A 24672-nucleotide genomic window follows, 5' to 3' on the forward strand; every position below is an offset into this window, starting at 1 on the left:
CAAAGCCAGTGCGCGACTACGCAGTTTGCTTTAACGATTGTTGCGTTAACCACAGGCGGGTATCGAACTCCAGTTGATGATACTGAGGCTCCATATGACAGCACAACTGGTAAAACGCTTTGTCGTGCTCTTTTTCTTTCAGATGCGCCAGTTCATGAACGACGATCATGCGTAAAAAAGGTTCAGGGGCATTGCGAAACACGGTGGCAACGCGGATCTCCGCTTTGGCTTTTAGCTTACCGCCCTGCACGCGAGATACGGCGGTATGCAGCCCCAGCGCATTCTTCAGAACATGTATCTTGCTGTCATACATGACTTTATTCAGCGGCGGGGCATTACGCAGGAACTGATTTTTCAGATCCTGAGTATATTGCCAGAGCGCTTTGTCGGTCGCGAAATCATGCGTCCCCGGATAGCGCTTCTCCAGCACTGCGCCCAGACGCTGTTCAGCAATCAGCGTTCTCACCTGAGAAAGTAAATGTTCCGGGTAGCCCTGGAGATAAGTTAGTTGGTTCATCTTTGCCCATGCCAATCATAAAAAGTGTATACTCACGCACCCTTTTCAGGGATACGCCGAAATTTTACCATTCAGGAGGGCCGATGAGCCACATAGACAACGGTTTCCGTTCGCTGTCACTTAAACGTTTCCCGGAAACGGATGACGTTAACCCGCTGCTGGCGTGGGAAGCGGCAGATGAATATCTGCTGCAACAGCTGGACGATACCGAGATTAGCGGCCCGGTGCTAATCCTGAATGATACCTTTGGCGCGCTGGGCTGTGCGCTGGCGCAACATTCGCCGTACAGCATCGGCGATTCTTATCTCAGCGAGCTTGCCACACGCGAGAACCTGCGTCATAACGAAATTGCCGAGTCGAGCGTCAAGTTCCTCGACAGTACGGCTGACTACCCGCAGGCGCCGGGCGTGGTGCTGATTAAGCTGCCAAAAACCATGGCGCTGCTGGAGCAGCAACTGCGCGCGCTGCGCGAAGTGGTAACGCCGCAAACGCGTATCATCGCCGGGGCAAAAGCGCGTGATGTGCATACTTCGACGCTGGAGCTGTTCGAAAAAGTGTTGGGTCCAACCACCACGACGCTGGCGTGGAAAAAAGCCCGTTTAATCAACTGTACGTTCAGCAAACCTGAGCTGGCCGCTGCCTCGCAAACGCTAAGCTGGAAGCTGGAAGGTACCGAATGGACTATCCATAACCACGCCAACGTCTTCTCCCGTACCGGACTGGATATCGGCGCGCGCTTTTTTATCGAGCATCTGCCGGAAAACCTCGAAGGGGAGATTGTTGACCTCGGCTGTGGTAACGGCGTCATCGGTATGACGCTGCTGGCGAAGAACCCGGAAGCCAGCGTGGTATTTGTTGATGAATCGCCGATGGCGGTGGCTTCAAGCCGCTTGAACGTGGAAAGTAACATGCCTGAAGCGCTGGAGCGCTGTGAGTTTATGATCAACAACGCGCTGTCGGGCGTCGAACCGTTCCGCTTTAACGCCGTGCTGTGTAACCCACCGTTCCACCAGAAGCACGCGCTGACGGATAACATTGCCTGGGAGATGTTCCACCACGCTCGCCGCTGCCTGAAAATCAACGGTGAGCTGTACATTGTGGCTAACCGTCACCTTGACTACTTCCACAAGCTGAAGAAGATTTTCGGCAACTGTGTGACCATCGCCACCAATAATAAATTCGTGGTGCTAAAAGCGGTCAAAACCGGTCGCCGCCGCTAATCGTGTGTGCCGGATGGCGGCGTGACCGCCTTATCCGGCCTACGAAATACATACTGTTAAATTTCCAGCGCCAGCATCGTCCCTTGGGCAATAGCGCGTCGGGCATCCAGCTCCATCGCCACATCGCAGCCGCCGATCAGATGCACCGTTTTACCTGCTGCGTGGAGTGGATCAACCAGTTCACGGCGCGGCTCTTGTCCGGCGCAAATCACCACGTTATCCACGTTAAAGATCAACGGTTCGCCGTTCAACACGACGTGTAACCCATCATCATCAATTTTCTGATAGCTAACTGCCGGGATCATTTTCACGCCGCGTGAGAGCAGGGTGGCGCGATGGATCCAGCCCGTCGTTTTTCCTAAACCTTGTCCCGGTTTGCTGGCTTTGCGCTGCAACATCACTATCTGGCGCGGGCTGCGGGATAAGTGCGGGCCTTCCAGGCGTAAGCCGCCAGGCTGTTGCAGGCTGGTGTCGATCCCCCATTCCACGCAGAATTCCGCAATGTTTTGGCTGGTGGGCTCACCGGGCTGGCTCAAATACATGGCGGTATCAAAACCGATCCCGCCGCAGCCAACGATCGCTACGCGTTTGCCCACCGGCATTTTATCGCGCAGGACGTCGAGATAGCTCAGCACTTTAGGATGCGCGATCCCCTCGATCGGTGGCATACGTGGCTCGATCCCGCTGGCGAGGATCACTTCGTCGAAGGGGTACAGATCGCGTGCGCTGACAAAGTGATTCAGCTTCAGCGACACGCCAGTCACATCGATCATCCGGCGGTAGTAGCGCAGGGTTTCATAGAATTCTTCTTTGCCGGGGATCTGCTTAGCGATATTAAACTGCCCGCCAATCTCGCTATGCGCGTCAAACAACGTCACGTGATGACCGCGTGCGGCGGCATTAATGGCGAAGGCGAGGCCTGCAGGACCTGCTCCGACAACCGCCAGATTTTTCGGCACAGTGGCGGCAACGATCGGCATTTTGGTCTCATGGCAGGCGCGCGGATTCACCAGGCAAGAGGTGACTTTGCCGACGAAGATCTGATCCAGGCAGGCCTGGTTACAGCCGATACAGGTATTGATCTCATCCGCTCGTCCGGTTTGCGCTTTTGACAGCAGTTCGGCATCGGCGAGGAACGGACGGGCCATCGACACCATATCGGCATCGCCACGGGCCAGAATGTCATCGGCGACTTGAGGATCGTTAATACGGTTGGTGGTGACCAGTGGGATCGTCACATGCCCTTTCAGCTTACGTGTCACCCAACTAAACGCACCGCGCGGCACCGGGGTGGCGATAGTGGGAATACGCGCCTCATGCCAGCCAATACCGGTGTTAATAATGGTCGCCCCTGCGGCTTCTATCGCCTGCGCCAGCTGGACGGTTTCGTCGAAGGTTCCGCCGTTTTCCACCAGATCGAGCATCGACAGGCGGAAGATAATAATAAAGTCATTTCCGGCACGCTGGCGTACCGCGCGCACCACTTCCACGGCAAAACGCATGCGGTTGGCATACTCGCCACCCCACTCGTCATTGCGCTGATTGGTGCGCAGAGTCAGGAATTCGTTGATGAGATAGCCTTCCGAGCCCATCACTTCGACGCCATCATAGCCCGCTTCCCGCGCCAGTTGAGCGCAGTGGGCAAAATCTTCAATCAACTGCAGTACCTCATCGTGCGTCAGCTCATGCGGCGTAAAGCGGTTGATTGGCGCCTGAATGGCAGAAGGTGCCACCAGATGCGGCTGGTAGCTGTAACGCCCGGTATGCAGGATTTGCAGGGCGATTTTGCCGCCTTCGTCATGCACGGCGTCGGTAATGACGCGATGATGTGCAAGCTGGCTGGTGTCGTTCAGCATCGCGCCGCCTTCCATCCCCACGCCGGAAAGCGCAGGCGCAATACCTCCGCTCACAATTAACGCTACGCCGTGACGGGCGCGTTCGGCGTAGAACGCGGCCAGCCGTTCTGCACCGTCGGGATACTCCTCCAGCCCGGTATGCATTGAACCCATCAGCACGCGGTTTTTAAGCGTGGTGAAGCCTAAATCGAGCGGGGCGAACAGCGACGGATAGCTCATAAAGGTGTCCAGTATGTAAAATTATTGTTATGTGGTCGGATGAGTTAATAATTTAGCCGTCGCCGCGTAAAAGGGAAAAGGGGAATGCCGTGATTGTGATGGGATTCAAAAAATGCCCCTGCGGACGCAAGGGCAAGTGGGTCAGAACGCCAGTCGTTTACCCAGACCGTCAAAGAGGTGCAGGTGCGACTCTTGTACGGTGAGCGTAAGCGGTGTATCCGGCATGAAGCTAAGCTGTTGAAAAGACTTCAGGCACACGGGGTGGCCGGCCAGATCCAACCACACCAGCGTGGAGTCGCCCTGTAATTCACACAGCCGGGTACGCCCTTGCAATGTGAAATCCCCGGTCTGCTGGTACTGCATATGCTCCGGGCGGATGGCGACAAACAGTTTGTCCCCGTCGCTAACGCCTGCGGGCTGACGGGTGAGGCGGAAGACGAGGTTATCGGCGATATGCAGTGCGCCTTCACGCCATACCGCTGGCAGAACATTGATTTTCGGCGTGCCGATAAACTCAGCGACGAACAGGTTTGCCGGGGTGTTATACAGCTCCAGCGGCGTGCCCACCTGCTCAATTTTTCCCTTGTAAAGCACCACGATGCGATCGGCCAGCGTCATCGCCTCCACCTGATCGTGCGTTACATAGATCATGGTGTTTTTCAGGGTGTTATGCAGTTGCTGGATCTCCTGGCGCATCCCGACCCGCAACGCGGCATCCAGGTTAGACAGCGGTTCATCAAACAGAAACAGTTCCGGTTGCTGGACAATAGAACGCCCGATCGCCACACGTTGGCGCTGCCCGCCGGACAGATTCTGCGGCAGCCTGTCCAGCATTTCTTCCAGCTTCAGCATGCTGGCGGCGTGAGCGACCCGCTTATCAATCTCGGCGGCGGGCGTATTGATATTACGTAAACCGAATGACAGATTTTCCCTGACGGTCATATGCGGGTAGAGTGCGTAGGACTGAAACACCATCGACAGGTTGCGTTTGCCCGCCGCAAGCCTGGTGACCTCTTTTCCCCCCATCACCAGTTTACCGCCGTCGGGGATTTCCAGTCCGGCGATGATCCGCAGCAGCGTGGATTTCCCGCATCCGGAAGGGCCAACCAGCACAATGAACTCCCCGGAGGCGATCTCCAGCGACAGATTTTCAATGATGGTGTTCTTGCCCCAGGCTTTATGAATATTGCTTAGGCTTAGCGCGGTCATAACCTCTCCTTGTCAGAATCCCAGGCTGCAATCAGCGTTAAAAGTTCATCGGTTTTGCGCGCCAGCAGTGCCGTATCCGCGCGGGTTTCCACGTTCAGGCGCAGCAGCGGCTCGGTGTTGGAGGCGCGTAAGTTGAAGCGCCAGTCAACGAAGTCGATGCTCAACCCATCGCAATCGTCACGCAGGCCGCCGGCTTGCAGATAGTGAGCGGCGATGGATTGCATGACCGATTGCGGATCGGCCACCGTCAGATTGATTTCGCCGGAAACCGGAAAGCGCACCTGGGCGTGTTCGATATACGCCGACAGCGGACGGCTGTCGCTGCCGATAATTTGCAGCAGCAATACCAGTGGGATCATCCCGCTGTCGCAATAGCCAAAATCGCGGAAGTAGTGGTGGCCGCTCATTTCTCCGCCGTAGACCGCGTCCTCTTCGCGCATCCGCGCTTTGATAAAGGCATGCCCGGTTTTGCTGATGACCGGGATTCCGCCGCAGCGAGTTACAACGTCCAGCGTATTCCACGTCAGGCGCGGGTCCAGAATGATGTGACTGCCTGCGGAGCGTTGCAGGAAGTGCTCGGCGAACAGGCCAACCAGGTAGTAGCTCTCAATAAAGCGGCCACACTCATCAAAGAAGAAGCAGCGATCGAAATCGCCATCCCAGGCGATGCCGAAATCAGCCTGATTTTCGATAACCGCCTGCTGGGTGATGAGGCGGTTTTCCGTCAGCATCGGATTCGGCACGCCTGCCGGGAAATGACCGTCCGGCTGATGGTGCAGGCGAATAAACTCAATCTGAACACCCGCACGGGCTAGTCCGTCGGCGATCGCGTCAAGCGCAGGCCCGACGGTGCCATGTCCGGCGTTGGTCACAATACGTAGCGGGCGAGTCGGCGGATGCTGAAGGAAGCGCAGCAGGCAGGCAATCCAGGCGGGGCGATTATCATAAGGGATGAGGCTGCCACGATGGACAATCGGAGCAAAGTCATTGCGCTCCGCCAGCGCTTTTATCTCCAGCAGGCCGTTGTCGTTACTGATCGGACGCGCCTCTTCGCGCACCAGTTTCATACCATTGTACTGCGCCGGATTATGGCTCGCGGTTATCTGAATGCCGCCGTCGGCACGCAGTTCCCGGGTGGCGAAATAGATCTCTTCGGTGCCTGACAGACCAAGGTCGATAACATCCACGCCGCTGGAAATCAGCCCGTCGGTCACGGCGGATTTTAACGATTCCGAGCTAAGGCGAATGTCGGCGCCGATCACTACCCGGCGCGGATGGCGCCAGGCGGCGTAAGCGCGACCGATGCGAAAGGCGATATCCGGCGTCAGGTTGACGCCAACCTCACCGCGAATGTCGTAGGCTTTAAAACAGGTTAGTTCATCCATAATCTACTCTTCTGTAATTAATGAGTCAGGCTGACTCCCGAATGATGAGCTGGTAAGGCAATTCATAGTGGGTCACCGGTCCTCTGGTGAGCAGCAATTTGACGGCCATTTCCCCTTTCTTTTCCGCGTCTTGCGCGATGGTGGTCAGGCGTATTCCCGCCACCTCAACGGCGAGATTATCGAAACCGGTAACGGCAACCCGCTGCGGAACCGCCAGCTGCTGCCGTTGGCAGTAGTGGATCGCGCCGACGGCGAAGCGATCGGAAAGGCAGATAAGCGCAGTGATCTCCGGATGGGTTTCCAGTAACGCTTTGGCCGCCTGTTCGCCGTGTTCTTCATCGTGTCGGGTTTGATACAGCCAGCACGTATCAAGGGCGAAGCCGCGCTGCTGGAAAACCTCCCGGCAGGCATTCACGCGGGAGAGCATCAGCAGGTTGTCGCCGGTGACGGGGGCGGTCAGATCGCACATTCCCTGCGCCGAGGGCTGTGACGGAAAAGCGATGACGCCGAAATACCGATGACCTTTATCGGCCAGATAGCGGGCAATATCGCGCATGGCGCAGGCGTTATCGATGGAGACGCTGCTGTGGTCGGGAAACTGAAAATCGAGCGTGACCACCGGACGCCCATGAGCCAGCGCGTGCTGGATCATGGCCGCATTGTTATGCGTGGCGTTGAGAATATAGCCATCAACCAGGGTGTTGAGCGGCGTCTGTTGCCGCTTACGCAAAGGGATCAAGACCAGATTGACGTTTTGTTCTTCACACTGGACGGCGATCCCCCGCATCAGCGCAATGTCGTGGGGATCGATAAACACGTAACTCATAGAGTCGTTGAATATCACGCCGATGGTGTCAGATTTGCCGGTACGCAGCGCGCGCGCCAGCTTGTCCGGTCCCTGAAAGCCAAGCTCGCTGGCATATTGCAAAATTCGCTGGCGCAGCTCCGGAGATAATTTTTCCGGATTATTCCATGCGTTCGACACCGTGGTATGGGAAATACCCATAATCTTGGCCAATGATTTTATCGTAATACGTTTCTTATCTTTATTATCATTAACGTTTATTTTCATTTTTAATATATTTGTTGGGTTTATATATTGGCGTGAATTATTTATTTCTATCGTCCATTGTGTTGAACGTTGATGCAAAGTTTAACGTTAAACAAAAATCGTTTTGTGATTTGTTTAACGTTAAACATAAAAAGGGGGTGTTAATTTACGCTCCATTCAATAGCAGGGTAGCGGTAAATCAATACTTATTGAAAGTAAATGGAGAGTTATCGTGAGAGTTGTAAAATTAGCTAAATTAACAGCCTGTGTACTATTCGCATTTTGTATTTCTGGCTGCGGTCCGGATGATAAAAAATCCGCAGAGACAGCAAAAACGCCAATTAAAATGTGGGTGGCACCAAACGAAAATGAAGAAGCCTTCTGGAATACTATGGTTAAAGAATGGAATAAAGACCCGGCGCATACCCCGGTCGAATTTACGCCCATTCCTGCCGCCAGCAGTTCTGAAGAGGCAATAATGAACGCGCTGGCTTCCGGCACGGAACCCGATATTTCCAGTAATATCTTTATCGGTTTTGCCAGCCAGTTGGTGGAAATTGGTCAGCTTGAAGACCTGTCTAAAATGAGTGGTTTTAATGAACTCGTTAATAACCGACAGATGGGCAAAATTATTCCTGCCTGGCAATTAAACGGCGAGCAACACGTTCTGCCAATCTATATTAATCCTATCGTCTGGTGGTGGCGGGGCGATTTACTCAAGCAGTATGGTTTTGACCATGTTCCGACCCGTTATGATGAGCTTTATCAGCTGGCAGAGCGCCGGGCGGCGGATAATAACGGCTATGTTATCCAGATGACCGCCGGGAAAAACTGGTGGGAACGCTGGTTCGATTTTATTCCGCTTTATTATGCGCAAAACGGCGGTAAACCTTACCTCGCAGGTCATCAGGCGACGTTTGCCGATCCTGCCGGACAGGCGGTACTGACCTTTATGGGGAAAGTCTTTAACAGCAAGTGGAGCAGCTACGACTTCACCGCCGCCGACGATCCGTTAGCGACCGGGCAGGTGCTGGCGTCCGCGCGCGGTCCGTGGGATATCGCTCGCTATCACAAGCAGTATCCGGAGATCCTCAAAACGCTGCAAATTGGGCCGATGCTCACCGAGAAAGGCGACGCGCACCCGTATACGTTCGGCGACAGCAAAGGGGTGGTGATCTTCAGTTCCAGCAAGCGCAAAGCGCAGGCGTGGGCGTTTATTCAGTGGGTCTTTAACAACGCCGAGCACGACCGGAGCTGGCTGGAGCTGACCGGTATGCCGCCAGCACGCAGTGATTTAATGAGTAATCCGCTGTTTGTGAATTACTTTGAGAAAAACCCGCTGGAGAAGGCGATCGCTTCTTACGTGGACGTCGCGCTGCCGCCAGCGGCCACTACGCAAACCACGGAGATTCAGCGCAGCATGACGCAGATGCTGGAGCAGGTCATTTTCAACCACGCCGATCCGGCAGCCACCCTCGATAAATCCGCGCAGGAAATTAACACGTTGCTGGCGAAATAAGGGGAAAAAATGGCTGGATATGAATCCCGCACCGGAGGCCTGTTGGCCTCCACGTGGATCGGTTATTCGTTGCTGTTCTGGTTTTATCCGCTGTGCTGGCTGGTCGTACTCAGCGTGACGAACTGGCAATTTATTGGCACGCCGACGTTTAGCGGATTACAGAATATCATTGGCGTGTTTCATGACGCGTTATTCTGGCAATCGATGTGGAACGTGTGCCGTTTTTTAATGTGGTATATCCCGATTGTCTTTCTTGCCTCGCTGCTGTTTGCCGCGGGATTACGAAAAATTAAGTACGGGAAAAGTTTTATTGCCCTGAGCTTTTTACTGGCGAATATCTCTTCGGGGGTGGCCTATTCCATCGTCTTTGCAAAACTGTTCAGCGAATACGGGCCGGTCAATCAATTTTTACAGGCCAGTTTCGGCATCTCTGTGCCCTGGTTTACCAACCCTGACTGCGCCATGTTATCCATTGCGTTAATTGTTACCTGGAAATTCGTCGGTTATTACGGGCTGATTCTCTATTCCGGGATGGTGGCGATCCCCGCGGATATTTACAGCGCGGCGCAACTGGATAAAACCGGGAAGTTTAAGCAAAGTTGGGCGATTACCCTGCCGATGATGAACGCGCAAATCGTGATGGTGGTGGTGCTGGCGATTACCGTGGCGTTCAGCATCTTTACCGAGCCGTATCTTATCACCGGCGGCGGACCGCTCAACAGCACCACCAGTCCGATGGTGGTGATGTATGAAGTGGCGTTCCAGAAAATGAAGCCAACCTGGGCGGCGACCATGTCGATTATCGTTGCGGCATGCAGTTTCCTCGCCATCTGGGTCTTCCGCAAAGTATTCGAAAAACATATCGAGATTGTGTGAATGAAGAAACTGACTCCCTTAACGCTGCTCATTCACGCCGTGATGTTTTTGCTGGCGCTCACCTGGCTCTATCCTTTTATCTGGATGGTGATCTCCTCGCTGAAACCGACGGCGCAAATCTACACGACCGGGCTGTTTTCCGGTCATCTGACGCTGGAGAATTACGCTTTTCTGTTCGATAACAGCAACCGGGCGGACAAACCTTTTTTGCGCACCCTGGTTAACTCGCTGTTCGTGTCGCTCACCATTACCGTCTGCGTCACGCTGACCTCAATGCTGGTGGGATATGCCGTCGCGAAAACCGAGTTTCGCGGCAAAAATGCGTTTCGCAACCTGTTGATTGTGCAGATGGTTTTCCCGGTCTTTATGTTCATCATTCCACAGTTTGTCCTGATGCGTGAACTGGGGCTGATCAACAGCTACGGGGCGATGATCCTGCCGTATGCGATGAGCGCCTGGGGCATTTTTATGGTTTCGCAGAGCTTTAAAGGCACGCCGAATGATTACCTGTACGCCGCAAGGCTCGATCACGCCAGCCTGTGGGGGATCTTGCGGCATGTGATGATGCCGCTGAATAAATCCATTCTGGCGATTGTCGCACTGTTCACCTTTTCCAGCTCATGGGACAACTTCCTCTGGCCGCTGATCGTGATGCGCGAAGTGGACAAAATGCCGTTTTCGGTGCTGCTCGCCACCTTCAGCAAATCCTACGGCATCTACCTGGGACCGGTGCTGGCGGGGTCGGTGGTGCAGATGCTGCCAATCGTTGTCCTGTTTATTCTGTTCAGAAAATACTTCCTCGAAGGCATGTCGTTATCACTGAAATAAGGAACGTGACGGTGAAAAAGCAACCGTGGTGGCAGGCGTGTACCTGTTATCAAATTTATCTGCCTTCGTTTTGCGACGGCAATAACGACGGGCTGGGCGATTTTCCGGGCCTGATTTCCCGGCTGGATTATTTGCAGGCGCTGGGCATCGGCGCGGTGTGGATCACGCCGTTTTATCCCTCTCCGCTGGTGGATAACGGCTACGATATCAGCGATTACTGCGCCGTTGACGCCCGTTTCGGCACTCTCGACGATTTCCGCCGGGTGGTTGACGGCTGCCACGCCAGAGGCATTCGGGTGATTATCGATCTGGTGGTCAATCACGTCTCCTCAGAACATCCCTGGTTTCGCGATGCGTGGAATAATCCGGGCAGCCGCTATCGTGATTATTTCCTTTTTCGCCGCCAGCCGAATAACTGGCGTTCTTTCTTTTCCGGCAGCGCGTGGACCGCTGAGCCAGACACCGGCGAGTTTTATTACCATAAATTCGCGCCCGGCCAGGTGGATCTCAACTGGGCCAACCCGGCGGTGGAACAGGAAATTTACCGGGTAGTGGATTTCTGGGTTACGCAGGGGGTGGACGGTTTTCGCTTTGACGTCATCAACTTTCTTACTACCGACGGCATTGGGCCTGATAACCCGGAAGAGAACGGCGAGCAGCGCCATGAATTTGACATCAATCAGCCGCGACTCCCGGAGACGCTGCAACGGCTGTGTGCCCATGTTCGGGCGCAGGGTGACTATTTCCTGATTGGCGAAATCGGCAGCGAAGACCCTGACGTGCTCAGCCGCTATCAAAGCCCTCAGCTGATGGACGTGGTGTTTAATTTCAATATCGGTAGCCAGAAAAACTTTGATGTTTCCCGTCTTTTCAGCCAGTTAAAAACCACGCTGGCTGCGCAGTCGGGTTTACCGACGCTGTTTTTCTCCAGCCATGATATGTCGCGGATGATCAGCCGCTTTGGCGAAAACGAGCGCGATACCGGGCGGGCGCTGGCGGTGTTGGCGCTCCAGCTAACGGTGAGCGGCGTGCCGTTTATCTTCCAGGGCGAAGAGCTGGGGGTGACCGACTACCGTCCGCAAACGGCAGAGCAGCTTTTTGATATTCAGGGAAAAACCCATTACCGCACCGCCCTTGCCGCAGGCAGCAGCCCACAGCAGGCGCTGGCGCTGGCTATTGAACATTCGCGGGATGGTTCGCGCGCGCCGCTGCCCTGGCGCGACGCCCCCTTTGGCGGATTTTCCTCCGTCGCACCGTGGATGCCCGTCGGCGGCGATATCACCCTGATTAACGCGGAGCGCCAGCAGCAGGATGAGACATCGTTCTGGCATCAGTACCGACAGCTTATCGCCCTGCGCCGCCGCGTTGCGGCGCTGCATCAGGGACAGCAGGACTCGCTCGACCTCACTGACGAATGCGTCTGGTTTACCCGTTCGACGGCGGAGGAGCAGGTCTGGGTCGCCATCAACTTTGGTGCGCCCGTTCGCAATCCGTGGCAGGAGATTGAGGCTGAAGTGCTGTACGGGGAGGACGCGCAATGGATTGGCAAGAATCAATGTTTGATCAAAAGGAGAGTACATGGACAGGCACAATAAAAACCCGTTGATTACCCCGGCTGACGTGACGCCTTCACTGCCCGGCAGGAAGGTCGATTGTGTTTTCAATGCTGGCGTAACGGAGTGTGACGGGGAGATCGTTCTGCTGCTGCGGGTGGCGGAAAGCGTGATCAATTCCGACCCGCAGCAGCGTGTCGTACCGCTGTTGGAAAAAACCGATGCGGGCTGGGTACAGGCCACCGCGAGTTTCGATCGTCGCGATGAACGCTATGATTTCAGCGATCCGCGGGTGATCGTGCTGAAAAGCGATCCGGCGCGGGTGTGGCTGACCTCCATGTCGCATCTGCGCCTGGCGCGCAGCCGCGACGGGGTGAACTTCCGGATTGACAGCCAGCCGTTTATCATCGCCGATACGCAATATGAAGAGTTCGGCTGCGAAGATGCGCGGATCACCCGCATCGATGATATCGCGTACATCAACTACTCGGCGGTGTCGTCGCTGGGGATTTCTACCGCGCTGGCGGTGACCAAAGATTTTGTCACGGTGGAGAAAAAAGGGTTGATCCTCTGCCCGGACAACCGCGACGTCTGCTTTTTCCCGGAAAAGATCGCCGGTAAATATCACGCCCTGACCCGTCCGGCCCCGTGCCACTTCGGTCATCCGGAAATCTGGATCTGCGAGTCGCCGGATATGCTGCACTGGGGCAACCATCGCCACCTGCTGGGACGGTCCGGCGATGCCTGGGACTGCCGTAAATCAGGCGGCGGCGCGCCGGTATTAAAAACCGATCGCGGCTGGCTGGAGATCTACCACGGTGTGGATGCCGATCAGCGCTACTGCCTCGGCGCGCTGCTGCTGGATCTCAACGATCCGACCCAAATTCTGGCGAAATCACCGGTGCCGTTGCTGGAGCCAGATGCGCCCTACGAGCGCGAAGGCTTCTTCGGCAATGTGGTGTTCACCTGTGGGGCGCTGATCCGCGATGAGACGCTGCACGTCTGGTATGGCGCCGCCGATGAGTGTGTGGCGCTGGCGACAATGCCGCTGGACAAACTGTGGCGGCATCTGGGGGTTGAATAAATGCCGCAGAGCGTCCTGGGTTGCTAAACCTCCTTCTGGCAGGGGGGCGATTCACACGTTGCGGCCGCTGGTGGACGAATCTTTGCTACAAATAATGAAAGTACACAACAGAAGAGCAGGGCAATAAATGCCCTGCAAGTCTGTATATTTAATTTCACATTGTATTTCAGGTGAGCAAGAAAACAGACAGCTCTAATCGTTATTGATATTTTAATTAATATCTGACGCGGGAGCCGCCTCAATAGCTTTTTCTTCTTTGGTTAGCCCTTTGATGTATTTACTGTATTTCCACCAGGCAAAACCGAGAAAAATAACAATCCCCCCGACGTTATAGAAAATAATGGTCATGATGTTACCGCCGGTCGGGAAGGTCGAGGCAATAAACCCGATGGTGAAGAGGACAATCAGCATCGATACCACAATAATGCCGGTTTTTTGCGAACCCATACGGAAGTCGCGCGGTAAGTGGTCCAGTTTTGCGCGCAGATTCAGGTAAGCCAGCATAATAAACAGCGGCGGCAGCATCGATGCGGCGGCGGTCATGTTGATGATGGTGTTCATTAAATCCTGCACGGTATTGGAGCCGAGCGTTGGGATAATCATCAGCGGGATAACAATCAGGAACTGAATCCAGGCTGCGCGGGCCGGAACGCCATTTTCATTCAGTTCGACGGTTTTTTTACCGAAAATACCCGCCGGAATTTCAGAGAAGAAAATTTTCACCGGCGTTGCGGTCCACATCAGCAGAGAGCCGAACATCGCAGTAAAGGAGACCAGGCCGACAAAGCGGTTAACGATCAGTTCCGGCAGACCAAAGTATGCCGCCAGACCGTGGAATACCTGTACCGAACCACCGGTAAACTTCAGCTCTTTGCTGCTCACGAAGACGTTGATCAGTACCGAGGAGATGGAATAGAGCACGCCGATAAAAATCCCGGCAATGATAATGACCTTCACGAACGATTTTGACCCGCCCTTGACGTCGTTGACGTACACTGCCACCGACTCCGCACCGCCTGCCGCCATAAAGATCCAGGTGGTGATACCGAGGAAGGCCCAGTTAAAATTCGGGATCATTGCGTCTACGGTGATAGGGTCAGCAGGCTGTACGCCGCCAACCAGCGCAGTACCCGCCAGCAGGATGTAGGACAGCGTCAGCAGCAGCATCAATGTGGAGGTGACCGAAGTAATTGGTCCTAACATTTTTGCGCCGTTGGTCGAAACCCAGGTGGAGAAGGCAAACAGCACCATACTTAATACAGTGGTTGCGAACGGCGTCAGAATGTATTCGTAGCCTAAAAAAGCATATGAGGCGTAGGCGATAACACGGGGTAACAGCGAGGTAAAAAAGAACAGGTTAACGAACCAATAGGTGTAGGCGGTAATAAATGCCCAACGTCCGCCCAGCGAACTTTTCACCCATGCATAGACACCGGCTTCGGAGTTTTTATTCAGCGAAACAAATTCAGCGATGATTAAGCAGAACGGAATAAAGTAGAAGATCGTCGCGAGGAAAAACATCGGTGCGGATGCCAGACCCAGCTCAATATTATTGTTGATAACGTTATTAAAACTATAAACCGCGGCAAAGGTGAGTGAAAGTAAGCCGAACTTGCCGATGGTATTACGTTTGGTATCAGACATAGCACATCTCCGATTCCTGATTATTATAGGGTACTGGCGGCGCAACGTCGGCGCCGCCTGTGTTTTTATTTATTATGAAAATAACCATCTTCGATGGTGACTTTGAGTACGACTTTCTTCACTGAGTTATTACAAATAAAACGATAGGCTTCATGGTTGTCACAAATAACCATTTGTCCTTCGCGCACTTCTACGGTTTTTCCACAGCCTTTCAGATATTCGCGATCGGTTTCATCGCGATAATATTCAACCACCTGGAGATCCTCTTTGGCGGCATACTCTATTTTTTGCTGTCCTTGCAGGTAGTAATGGATCTCAAAATAACGACGATGACCGGTAAACAGCGCATCGGTCGCGGAGTCTGTCTCCACGCGATAGCTCAGGGAATCACCGATAGAGTGGGCGACGCCTGGTTGAATATTATCAATATTTTCAATCGATTCGACGCAGCGCTGCCACTTCTTCCCGGATGCGTAAATTTGTTGGAACTGCGCTAAGTTGTCGATGATCCTCATTTTGTATTCTCGCTGTGCAAATTCGTGGAAAAGAACCCGGTACCAAAGACGCGGCTGGCGGCGGTTTGAGCGCTAGATTCGCTACCGGAAACCGGCAACAACGTGAAGCCGTAGCTGAACGAACGGAACCAGACGCGCCAGGAATCAAGCACCTCGCTTCCCCAGGAGTTGGAACCTAAGCCCAGCACCTGGTGGTCCAGATTCAGGGTGATGTCATCGCTGCGCTGCAGCGCATTACAGTGCTGTGCGGCAAAGATATTTTCTGGCGTATAGCGCCAGGCGCTCAGGTTGACAGGGCGCTGCGGAACCACCAGCAGACCGTTGCCGTGGCGGTTGGTTAGCGTTGCCCAGCGCACGTCCTGACGATTGCCGTTGTTTTGCGGGAACGGATAGTTTTCGAACATCTCATCCACGCTGCTGCGCCAGATATCGATGATGTTGGCCTGCTGGCTATCGGCATAGTTTTCACCGGGACCACGTCCGTAATACGCCACCTGCCCCAAATCGCCGTTGATGCCCATCGTGAAGCCGATGCACGGAATAATGTCCCGGTACTCGCCGTAAGGCTGGCCGGAAAGCTCCACGTTCAACTGACCATCTGCGGCAATCCGCCAGCGGTAGGTACAGCGCATACCGAAATCAAATACCGGCGGGGCGATAATCGTCTGGCTGGTTATCAACAGCGCGTCATCGGTTTGCTCAATGGCAAAATCGCGCAGATGCTCCTGCATAATCTGTAAATGATTTGGTTGCCAAAGGCCTTCGAACTCTTGTTTGTGGTTATCAATGGTTGGTTTGAAGAAATTAATCTTCGGCTCGCGGGTAATCAGCTCCTCACCGTTAACGGTCCAGCTAATGGGCTTACCGTTCAGTTTTGAGAAGGTCAGATGGAAGTTATAACCGCGTATGGTGCAGCTCTGGGGGCTGTCTTCCAGCGTCAGAGGGGTAGCGTTTTTCAGGCTAAACGGTACGGCAGCCGCCGTTCTGGCCTTCAGCGGGAACTGATAAGTCGCGATGTGGTGCCCGGCTTCGCTGTATAACGTGCGGGAATCTTTCGTCACGATGACGTTGAGGAACGCTTCGCGCGCATCCAGCTCCGGCAGTGTGCATTGCACCAGGGTATCGCTGTTAGGAGGGACGTCGCGCAGTTTTATCTGCTGAGCAGAAAGCGTATCTCCCTCGGCGCGAACCTCAATATGCAAGGTGTAGTCGTCAAGCGTGGTAAACCACAGTTTGTTTTCTACCCGTAGCTCGCCGCGAGCCAGATCCTGTGCGCGTACTTTTACTGGCGCAATCACCTGCTTGTACTCTTGCAGACCCGGCCCCGGGGTTTGATCGGAATAAATCAGGCCATCAAGGCAGAAGTTGTAGTTGTTCGGATAGTCGCCGTAGTCGCCGCCATATTTGTACCAGACGTTGCCGTCGTCATCTTTGGCCTGAATCCCGTGATCGCACCACTCCCAGACATAGTGTCCCTGAATGCAGTCATGCTGATAAAAGACGTTCTGATATTCCGTCAGCCCGCCGGGACCGTTGCCCATGGCGTGAGCATATTCGCAGATGATGCGCGGCTTAGGATGTGGATATTCGCCAAACTCATTCATCAGCGGCACACGGGTGTACATGGTGGAGATGATATCCACCACTTCGGCGTCACGATCTTCTTCGTAATGGATCAGACGCGTGTCATCCAGCGCTTTCGCGGCGTGATACATGGCGCGGATGTTACAGCCGTATCCGGATTCGTTGCCGAGCGACCAGATGACGATCGACGGGTGGTTTTTTTGTGCATGGATGTGGCGCACGATGCGCTCAACGTAGACGTTTTCCCACAGCGGATCGTCGGTTATCCGGCTGATATCGCCGATATTGGCGAAGCCGTGAGATTCAACGTCGGTTTCGGCCATCACGAACAAACCGTAGATATCGCACAATTCATAGAAACGCGGATCGTTCGGGTAATGGGCGGTACGCACGGAATTGATGTTGTGCTGCTTCATTAACAGCAGATCTTTTTCAACGCGATCCATGCCAACGGCACGGCCTTTTAGATGATCGTTATCGTGGCGGTTAACGCCATGCAGCATCACGTAGCGGTTATTGATGTAAAACAGACCGTCGCGAACTTTGATATCGCGGAATCCGACCCGCTGTGGCACGACCTCAAGGAGATTGCCGTTGGCATCTTTCAGCGTCATCACCAGATGATAAAGATACGGCGATTCCGCTGACCACTGCTGCGGCGCGCTAACCTTGAAATTAAAAGCGGTGCGGGTGTGTTGATCCACTGCCAGATTGTTAATCACGCCGCTATGCAGCGCCTGCTCACCGTCAAACAAGGTGTATTCGAGCGACGCCATCGCTGGCGTGGAACCCAGGTTTTCCAGCGCAATGTCGCAGGTGAGGATGGCGTCGCGATAGTCATCATCGAACTCGGTGCGAACGGTAAAATCCTGAATATGGGTCGCCTGTTTGCCTACCAGATAGACGTCGCGGAAAATTCCCGCCGACCACCACATGTCCTGGTCTTCAACGTAAGTGGAATCAGCCCATTGCATTACGCGAACGCACAGCAGGTTGTCACCGGTCTTCACCACCGCGCTGATATCAAATTCAGCCGTCAGGCGGCTGCCTTTGCTGAAACCGACGTACTGACCATTCACGTAAACTTCGAAGTAGGTTTCTACGCCATCAAATTTAATCAGCATTTGTTTGCCCTGCCAGCCTTCGCTGAGGGAGAAAATGCGCTGGTAGGCTCCGGTGGGGTTATTGGTCGGAACGTAGGGGACATCAATCGGGAAAGGAAAACCTTCGTCGGTATACTGCAGTTTGCCGTGTCCTTCCATCTGCCACATGCCTGGGACGGTGATGCTGCCCCAGTCATTCATCAACTGCGACGTAAAGATTTCCGGCACCTGCAGCGGATGCTCAAAGAACTGAAAATTCCACTGACCGCTTAGCAACTGAAAGAGGCTGCTGGTTTCGCGGGCAAACGAGCGAGCCTGCGCAACGGAGTCATAAGAGAAAAAATATGCGCGTGGCGCCAGTCGATTTTCGTGGGTGAGCTGAATGTTTTCCCAGCGATTCATAAGGCCTCCCGGTGGAGAAAAATCGGAACCATTCATTGTAATGGTGAGTAAGTGTAATTGATGGTGATTTTAGTAAAAGTTTTACTAAAATATAGCGAGTGAGGTGATTTACTTTAACTGGATCACGAAAATAATGGGGGTGCAGAAAATAATGCATGACAATGCGCGCCCGGCATCAGAAGAAACCGGGCGTGTTTACTGGGGATTTTAGCGGGTGGTGCCGCGCAGTTTCAGCTTGCTGGGAACAAAAACCAGCAGAGGAAGCGCACGCCCGTCGCGGGCTTTCTCAAACAGCAGGTTGACGCCCTGACTGCCCATCATTTCTGAATGGATGCGAACGGTGGAAAGCGGAGGAAAGGTGAAGCGCGCTGTCGGGATATCATTAACGCTAATCAGCGAAATGTCCTGCGGAATGTTCAGGCCACGCTCGTGAATGGCGCGCAGAACGCCAATAGCAATCGAGTCTGAAGCCACAAACAGGGCACCGGGATAGTCGGCTTTCGCCAGCATTTTTTTGGCCAGTTCATACCCTGATGAACTGGAGAAACCGCCGCGATAGATGTCCTGTTCAGAAACGACCTGCTGCAGACGACCGTATTCGACAAACGCGGCTTCACGGATATCTGCCTTGCCGGGTTCGTCTTCACCGCCGATGAAGCCAATGCGAGTGACGCCCTGGGCGATGAAGTAGTCGATGCTCTCTTTACTGATGCGGGCCAGATCGATATCGACGGCGTCATATTCGCTGCCGGGTTCATGGAAATCGATAAAGCAGATGTTGTCGGTAAGCGCTGTTGCCGCATTACGCAAAGCCGGAGAAGGCTTGCCGACAATAAGAATGCCGGTAATGTTTTTGCTCTCCGGCAGCCCACTGTGCTCATAGCAGTTGGTCAGTTCGATCCCCAGCTTCTCACACTGGGTTTCTATTCCGTGACGGATCGCGAGATAGTAAGGATCGTTGATTTCCAAATCCTGCTGGTAGCTGTAGAGCGCCAGAATATGCTGGGGGCCGAGCGCGCTGGTCTGGTTTTTACGAGCACTGCTGGTTTTGTACTCCAGTTTTTCCGCGATCTCCAGAATGCGATGCTTGGTCTCTTCTTTTACATTCAGCGTGGGGTCATCGTTTAAAACCCGGGACACTGTCGCCAGGGACACGCCAGCTTCGATTGCGATGTCTTTAAGTGTTGCCATGTTTGCCTTTTCCCTGAGTTACCTGCGCATTGTAAATGAAGTGCTTATCTATTCATCTGTTTTCAGTAAAAAAAGTACGTTTAATTGACATGCCTGGGGTAAAACTGGGCTTTCAGAGTGTGATGACTACGTCATTTTCCCGCTTTTGAGAACCATGCCAAGAAAATACTTTGCTAGTATTTAGTAAAATTTTACCAAAGGAGAACACAATGGATACCGTCGCATTTGCTGATTTTGCCCGAATGGAAATACGTGTTGGAAAAATCGCACAGGTAAAGCGCCATGACAACGCTGATAAGCTGTATATCGTGCAGGTGGATGTGGGAGAGCGTACGCTGCAAACCGTGACCAGCCTGGTGCCTTATTACAGCGAAGAGGAATTGATGGGGAAAACGGTGGTGGTGCTGTGTAATCTGCAAAAGGCCAAAATGCGCGGGGAAACGTCAGAATGCATGTTGCTGTGCGCTGAGACGGACGATGGCAGCGAAAGCGTGCTGCTGACGCCAGAACGCCTTATGCCTGCGGGTGTGCGGATTGTTTAAGTTGTGCTAATTGCCGGATGGCGGCTACGCTTTTCTCCGACCTACATTTGATCCCGTAAGCCTGAGATGCGCAGCGCCATCCGACCTGTATTACACCTGCTCCACGCTCACCCGTAATGCTGCCAGGGCTTTGCGCGTCGATCGCAATACCAGATCGCATTGCTCGATCGTTAACGTTAACGGCGGTTCGATACGGATCGTCTTTGCATTGTTTAGCGTGCCGGCAACCAGTACCCGCTGGCGGAACATCTCACTGGCAAAGTTGTAGCCGATTTCATTATCGACAAACTCAATTGCCATCAGCATGCCTTTACCGCGTACATCATGCACCAGGTCTGGGTACTCCCGCGCAAGCTGGCGGAAACCATCCAGCAACATATCGCCTTTCTGCTCCGCCTGAGCCGGTAAATTTTGCTCCAGCAGGACGTTAATGGTGGCTAGCGCAGCCGCACAAGCGAGCGGGTTGCCGCCAAACGTGGTGGTATGCAAGAAGGGATTGTCGAACAGAACGGAAAACACCTCTTCGGTGGCAATGGTTGCGCCAATTGGCATCACGCCGCCGCCCAGCGCTTTGGCCAGACACATAATGTCGGGCTGCACGTTTTCGTGCTCGCAGGCGAACATTTTGCCGGTACGACCCATGCCGGTCTGCACTTCATCAAGGATCATCAGCGCGCCAAACTCATCGCAAAGTTTACGCACGGCGGGCAAATACCCTTGCGGTGGCAGGATCACGCCCCCTTCACCCTGGATAGGTTCAAGGATCACGGCTGCGACGTCGTCACCGGTCTTTTTACACTCGCTGAGCATGGTACGCATCGCGTTAATATCGCCAAACGGCACATGGCGGAAACCCGGCAGCAGCGGCATAAAGGGTTTGCGGAAGGTTGATTTAGCCGTGGCGGACAGTGCTCCCAATGATTTGCCGTGGAATGCGCCGCTGGTGGCAATGAACGTAAATTTACCGCGCGGCGATTGATACGCTTTCGCCAGCTTCAGAGCGGCTTCAACCGACTCGGTCCCGCTGTTACAGAAAAAACTGTATTTCAGTTTACCTGGCGCCAGCGCGGCGAGGGTTTTTGCCAGCATGGCCCGCAGAGGGTCAAGTAGCTCCTGGCTGTGCAGAGGTTGTTTCGCGAGTTGATTCTGTACGGCGGAAACCACGACTGGATTACGGTGCCCCACGTTGAAAATTCCAAATCCACCCAGGCAATCGACGAACTCCTGCCCCTGGGTGTCGACAAGCGTATTCAGGCTTCCCGCTTGCCACTCTACGGCTCCGTAATCCCCGCCTGCAGTTACAGATTTTCGATACTCTAAGAACCCCGGATTGACATGCTCCTTGAAGTATTCAATCACCTCTCGGTTTAATGATTTCATTTCCTCATGATCAAGCGTGCGCTTTTCGATGAGATTCAGTGCGTGTGCGCTGCAGGCCAGGGCCGATGCGCTGGAAGGTAACCTGTTCAAAATATGCTCCCGGAGCTCGCGTATCACATGATACTGATTTAAGTATTGCAGTGATTGCGCCATTCCGGCGCACTTAGCAAAAAACGGGATAAACACCAGGAAACATCTCATTCACGCAACATTTAATGCTGATGTTTAACATTTGCTGGCATTTTGCCCAGGTTAAGACCGCGAAAACAGATCGGAAAAGCACTTTTCTGCGCTAAAAGTGAGCAATATTTGCACTGTGACGGTGCGTTGGTAGAAGTGTAGTTGAATAGTTACTGGATGAAAGTATTTTAAATCAATGGATTAGAATGCGTACAGATTTTGAGGTTTAATCGCAAATTGCGATCTAAATCAAATTTAACAACTAAAGATAAAAAAATTATCGCCGAAATAACATAAGCCGAAAGAGTTAACAACCAGATAACCTGCACAGGACGCAATCATGTCTTCTCATCCCTACGTTAGTCAGCAAAATACACCGCTGGATGATGATATCACCCTCATGTCGACCACCGATTTACAAAGCTATATCACCCACGCGAACGATACCTTTGTCCAGGTCAGTGGCTATCAACTGAATGAATTGCTCGATAAGCCGCACAATCTGGTTCGTCATCCGGATATGCCAAAAGCGGCGTTTGCGGATATGTGGTACACCCTGAAACAGGGCGAGCCATGGAGCGGGATTGTGAAAAACCGGCGTAAGAATGGCGATCACTACTGGGTAAGGGCCAATGCGGTGCCGATGGTACGGGAAGGTCGTGTCACCGGATATATGTCGATTCGTACCCGGGCCACTGACGAGGAGATTGCGGCGGTAGAGCCTTTATATAAAGCGCTGAATGAAGGGCGTTGCAACCGACGTATCCATAAAGGACTGGTGGTACGCAAAGGCTGGCTGGGTAAACTCCCGGCGCTGCCGATTCGCTGGCGAGTGCGCAGCGTAATGGCAATTATGTTTATCGTACTGGCGGCCGCATTGCAGCAAATGGGCGCCGAATGGCCGTTACTGCTGATAAGCGCGCTGGTGATGATGCTGGGAACGGCTATTTTCGAATGGCAGATTGTGCGTCCTATTGAGAATGTCGCTCGTCAGGCGCTAAAAGTGGCGACCGGTGAACGAAACAGCGTGTCGCATCTTAACCGCAGTGATGAACTGGGCCTGATGCTGCGAGCGGTTGGGCAACTGGGGCTAATGTGCCGTTGGCTCATCCATGATGTCTCCAGTCAGGTGAGCTGTGTGCGCAGTGACAGCGAAACGCTGGCGAAAGGCAGCGATGATTTAAACAAGCATACGCAGCAGACCGTAGAGAACGTGCAGGAAACGGTGACCACCATGAATCAGATGGCGGCATCGGTGAAGCAAAACTCAGAGACCGCCGCCGCGGCCGACAAGCTCTCCATTGCAGCCAGCAGCGCGGCGACGCACGGCGGCGAGGCGATGGATACCGTCATCAAAACTATGGATGATATCGCCAACAGCACCCAGCGGATCGGCACCATTACCACGCTGATTAACGATATTGCTTTCCAGACTAATATTCTGGCCCTGAACGCCGCTGTTGAAGCCGCACGGGCGGGTGAGCAGGGGAAAGGGTTCGCCGTGGTGGCGGGAGAAGTGCGACATCTTGCCAGCCGCAGCGCCAGTGCAGCCAATGATATCCGCAAGCTGATTGATGCCAGCGCCGATAAGGTGCAGTCCGGATCTGACCAGGTTCACGCCGCAGGGCGCACGATGGATGATATTGTGGCGCAGGTGCAAAACGTGACGCAGTTGATCGCCCAAATCAGTCACTCAACGCTGGAACAGTCAGATGGTCTTTCGAGCCTGACTCGCGCAGTGAATGAATTAAGCAACATTACGCAGAAAAACGCCGAACTGGTTGAAGAGAGCGCCCAGATTTCCGCGATGGTGAAACATCGCGCTGGTCGTCTGGAAGATGCGGTTACGGTGCTGCATTAATATTAACGATAAGGCGGAACGCAGGGCAAACGCGTTCCGCCTGCTCTGTAGATTAATCCAATTGAGTAATATCCAGCGCAGCGCGATCGATAATACCGATGATTTTTTTGATCTGCGCATCGCTGGTATCACCATGATTGACCCGTAGGTCCAGCACGGCTTTGAAGTTCTCCAGCGCGCGTTTCATCTGCGGGTTCTTGCGTAATTCAAAACCCACGCAGCGGGCTTTAATACGTTCGTGGATATGTTCCAGATGCTCACGGTTTTCATCCAGCCACTGCTGGCCCTGGGTTGTGATCGCAATCTGTTTACGCCCGCCTTCCTCGTCGCTGATAGTGATCAGCTCTTGATCCTGCAAGAAATCCAGCGTCGGATAGACGACGCCCGGGCTCGGGGTATAGTTGCCCTGAGTCAGGGTTTCAATCGCTTTAATCAGCTCATAGCCGTGGCTGGCGTCGCGGGTCAGGATATCCAGAATGACCAGGCGTAATTCTCCGTGACCGAAGAAGCGCTGGCGACGACCGCCGCCGCGACCGTGGCGGTGTCCACACCCCTGTTCGTGGTGATGTTCTTTGTTGCAGCCTTCATGGCGATGTTCTTCACCTTTGCAGCAACCTGCATGGTGTTCGTTGTGGCGGCCTTCGTGGTGATGTCCTTCACCCTTGCAGCAGCCTTCGTGTTGGTGCTCTGTATGCTTGCAGCAACCTTCATGATGGTTTTGCATCATCGTCTCCTGATGTATTTTAGATATATCTAATTTATATCTAAATATTGTTTTGGTGCAAGCCTATAAAATATTTTTTGTTTAACGTGATGATTTTTATATTTTTTTAAAGGCGTGCGTTAGCCAGTTCATCAGAAGGCAACTATATCAAAAAAGTGCTTGCAATCTTGCTGATTAGCAATCATTATCATTTAAAAATTAATTTAGATATATCGTATTATCTTTCCGA

General features: G+C 53.5%; 19 protein-coding genes. 8 read left to right on the forward strand and 11 right to left on the reverse strand.

Translation table 11 applies throughout. From position 1 onward, the window contains the following. Nucleotides 1-16: 16 nt before the first annotated feature. Nucleotides 17-517 (reverse strand): M48 metallopeptidase family protein, encoded by a 501-nt coding sequence (locus OGV93_RS10600; protein ID WP_016154609.1) that lies wholly within the window; start codon nucleotides 515-517, stop codon nucleotides 17-19. An 83-nt stretch (nucleotides 518-600) separates the two neighbouring features. Between OGV93_RS10600 and rlmG the strand changes: the two genes are divergently transcribed. After that, nucleotides 601-1737, forward strand: coding sequence for a 23S rRNA (guanine(1835)-N(2))-methyltransferase RlmG (gene rlmG, locus OGV93_RS10605; protein ID WP_287109551.1), 1137 nt, complete (start codon nucleotides 601-603; stop codon nucleotides 1735-1737). Between the two features lie 56 nt (nucleotides 1738-1793). Here rlmG and OGV93_RS10610 read toward each other — a convergent pair whose 3' ends face one another. The 4 genes from OGV93_RS10610 to OGV93_RS10625 all read right to left on the reverse strand — a co-directional run bounded on the left by OGV93_RS10610 (nucleotide 1794) and on the right by OGV93_RS10625 (nucleotide 7478). Beyond that, entirely contained in the window at nucleotides 1794-3812 is a 2019-nt protein-coding gene (locus OGV93_RS10610; RefSeq protein WP_047499171.1) for an oxidoreductase, read from the reverse strand. 141 nt (nucleotides 3813-3953) lie between these two features. Further along, nucleotides 3954-5021 carry an ABC transporter ATP-binding protein gene (locus OGV93_RS10615; RefSeq protein ID WP_049040409.1) on the reverse strand — a complete coding sequence of 356 codons (1068 nt, stop codon included), beginning with the start codon at nucleotides 5019-5021 and terminating at the stop codon, nucleotides 3954-3956. Next, on the reverse strand, nucleotides 5018-6406 hold the full coding sequence (locus tag OGV93_RS10620; RefSeq protein ID WP_047414090.1) for a phosphohexomutase domain-containing protein: 1389 nt from the start codon (nucleotides 6404-6406) through the stop codon (nucleotides 5018-5020). Before OGV93_RS10620 ends, OGV93_RS10615 begins: the two co-directional genes overlap by 4 nt. A gap of 25 nt (nucleotides 6407-6431) precedes the next feature. Further along, nucleotides 6432-7478 (reverse strand): LacI family DNA-binding transcriptional regulator, encoded by a 1047-nt coding sequence (locus tag OGV93_RS10625; protein WP_200084098.1) that lies wholly within the window; start codon nucleotides 7476-7478, stop codon nucleotides 6432-6434. A gap of 211 nt (nucleotides 7479-7689) precedes the next feature. On the opposite strand from OGV93_RS10625, the gene OGV93_RS10630 reads away from it, so the two are divergent. From OGV93_RS10630 to OGV93_RS10650, 5 genes are read left to right on the forward strand one after another with little or no spacing between them, the layout of a single operon-like run. Next, on the forward strand, nucleotides 7690-8976 hold the full coding sequence (locus OGV93_RS10630) for an ABC transporter substrate-binding protein (RefSeq protein WP_016154603.1): 1287 nt from the start codon (nucleotides 7690-7692) through the stop codon (nucleotides 8974-8976). 9 nt (nucleotides 8977-8985) lie between these two features. After that, entirely contained in the window at nucleotides 8986-9852 is an 867-nt protein-coding gene (locus tag OGV93_RS10635) for a carbohydrate ABC transporter permease (RefSeq protein WP_287109552.1), read from the forward strand. Beyond that, on the forward strand, nucleotides 9853-10680 hold the full coding sequence (locus OGV93_RS10640) for a carbohydrate ABC transporter permease (protein WP_016154601.1): 828 nt from the start codon (nucleotides 9853-9855) through the stop codon (nucleotides 10678-10680). Nucleotides 10681-10691: 11 nt separating this feature from the next. Then, complete coding sequence (locus OGV93_RS10645; protein ID WP_094168865.1) at nucleotides 10692-12275, forward strand: glycoside hydrolase family 13 protein; 1584 nt, start codon at nucleotides 10692-10694, stop codon at nucleotides 12273-12275. Beyond that, a complete protein-coding gene (locus OGV93_RS10650; protein WP_103284261.1) occupies nucleotides 12259-13317 on the forward strand; it encodes a glycoside hydrolase family 130 protein in 1059 nt (352 codons plus the stop codon). Before OGV93_RS10645 ends, OGV93_RS10650 begins: the two co-directional genes overlap by 17 nt. 210 nt (nucleotides 13318-13527) lie before the next feature. On the opposite strand, the gene OGV93_RS10655 is transcribed toward OGV93_RS10650, so the two are convergent. The 4 genes from OGV93_RS10655 to ebgR form a co-directional block, all read right to left on the reverse strand. Then, entirely contained in the window at nucleotides 13528-14961 is a 1434-nt protein-coding gene (locus OGV93_RS10655; RefSeq protein WP_016154598.1) for an amino acid permease, read from the reverse strand. Between the two features lie 65 nt (nucleotides 14962-15026). After that, nucleotides 15027-15476: a beta-galactosidase subunit beta gene (locus OGV93_RS10660; protein WP_287109553.1), complete on the reverse strand. Its 450-nt coding sequence runs from the start codon at nucleotides 15474-15476 to the stop codon at nucleotides 15027-15029. Next, entirely contained in the window at nucleotides 15473-18565 is a 3093-nt protein-coding gene (ebgA, locus tag OGV93_RS10665) for a beta-galactosidase subunit alpha (RefSeq protein ID WP_287109554.1), read from the reverse strand. Before ebgA ends, OGV93_RS10660 begins: the two co-directional genes overlap by 4 nt. Before the next feature lie 207 nt (nucleotides 18566-18772). After that, nucleotides 18773-19756, reverse strand: coding sequence for a transcriptional regulator EbgR (ebgR, locus tag OGV93_RS10670; protein WP_019077746.1), 984 nt, complete (start codon nucleotides 19754-19756; stop codon nucleotides 18773-18775). A gap of 209 nt (nucleotides 19757-19965) precedes the next feature. Between ebgR and OGV93_RS10675 the strand changes: the two genes are divergently transcribed. Next, the gene (locus OGV93_RS10675) at nucleotides 19966-20298 is read left to right on the forward strand and encodes a tRNA-binding protein (RefSeq protein WP_016157522.1); all 333 of its coding nucleotides are present in this window, start codon (nucleotides 19966-19968) and stop codon (nucleotides 20296-20298) included. Between the two features lie 90 nt (nucleotides 20299-20388). On the opposite strand, the gene ygjG is transcribed toward OGV93_RS10675, so the two are convergent. Then, nucleotides 20389-21768, reverse strand: coding sequence for a putrescine aminotransferase (ygjG, locus tag OGV93_RS10680; RefSeq protein ID WP_049259762.1), 1380 nt, complete (start codon nucleotides 21766-21768; stop codon nucleotides 20389-20391). 430 nt (nucleotides 21769-22198) lie between these two features. Between ygjG and OGV93_RS10685 the strand changes: the two genes are divergently transcribed. After that, nucleotides 22199-23719 carry a methyl-accepting chemotaxis protein gene (locus tag OGV93_RS10685; protein ID WP_016154592.1) on the forward strand — a complete coding sequence of 507 codons (1521 nt, stop codon included), beginning with the start codon at nucleotides 22199-22201 and terminating at the stop codon, nucleotides 23717-23719. A 52-nt stretch (nucleotides 23720-23771) separates the two neighbouring features. On the opposite strand, the gene OGV93_RS10690 is transcribed toward OGV93_RS10685, so the two are convergent. Next, nucleotides 23772-24446 carry a PadR family transcriptional regulator gene (locus OGV93_RS10690; protein WP_161623113.1) on the reverse strand — a complete coding sequence of 225 codons (675 nt, stop codon included), beginning with the start codon at nucleotides 24444-24446 and terminating at the stop codon, nucleotides 23772-23774. Nucleotides 24447-24672: the final 226 nt, after the last annotated feature.

The organism is Citrobacter sp. Cb031, assembly GCF_030336725.1.
GTDB lineage: Bacteria > Pseudomonadota > Gammaproteobacteria > Enterobacterales > Enterobacteriaceae > Citrobacter > Citrobacter braakii.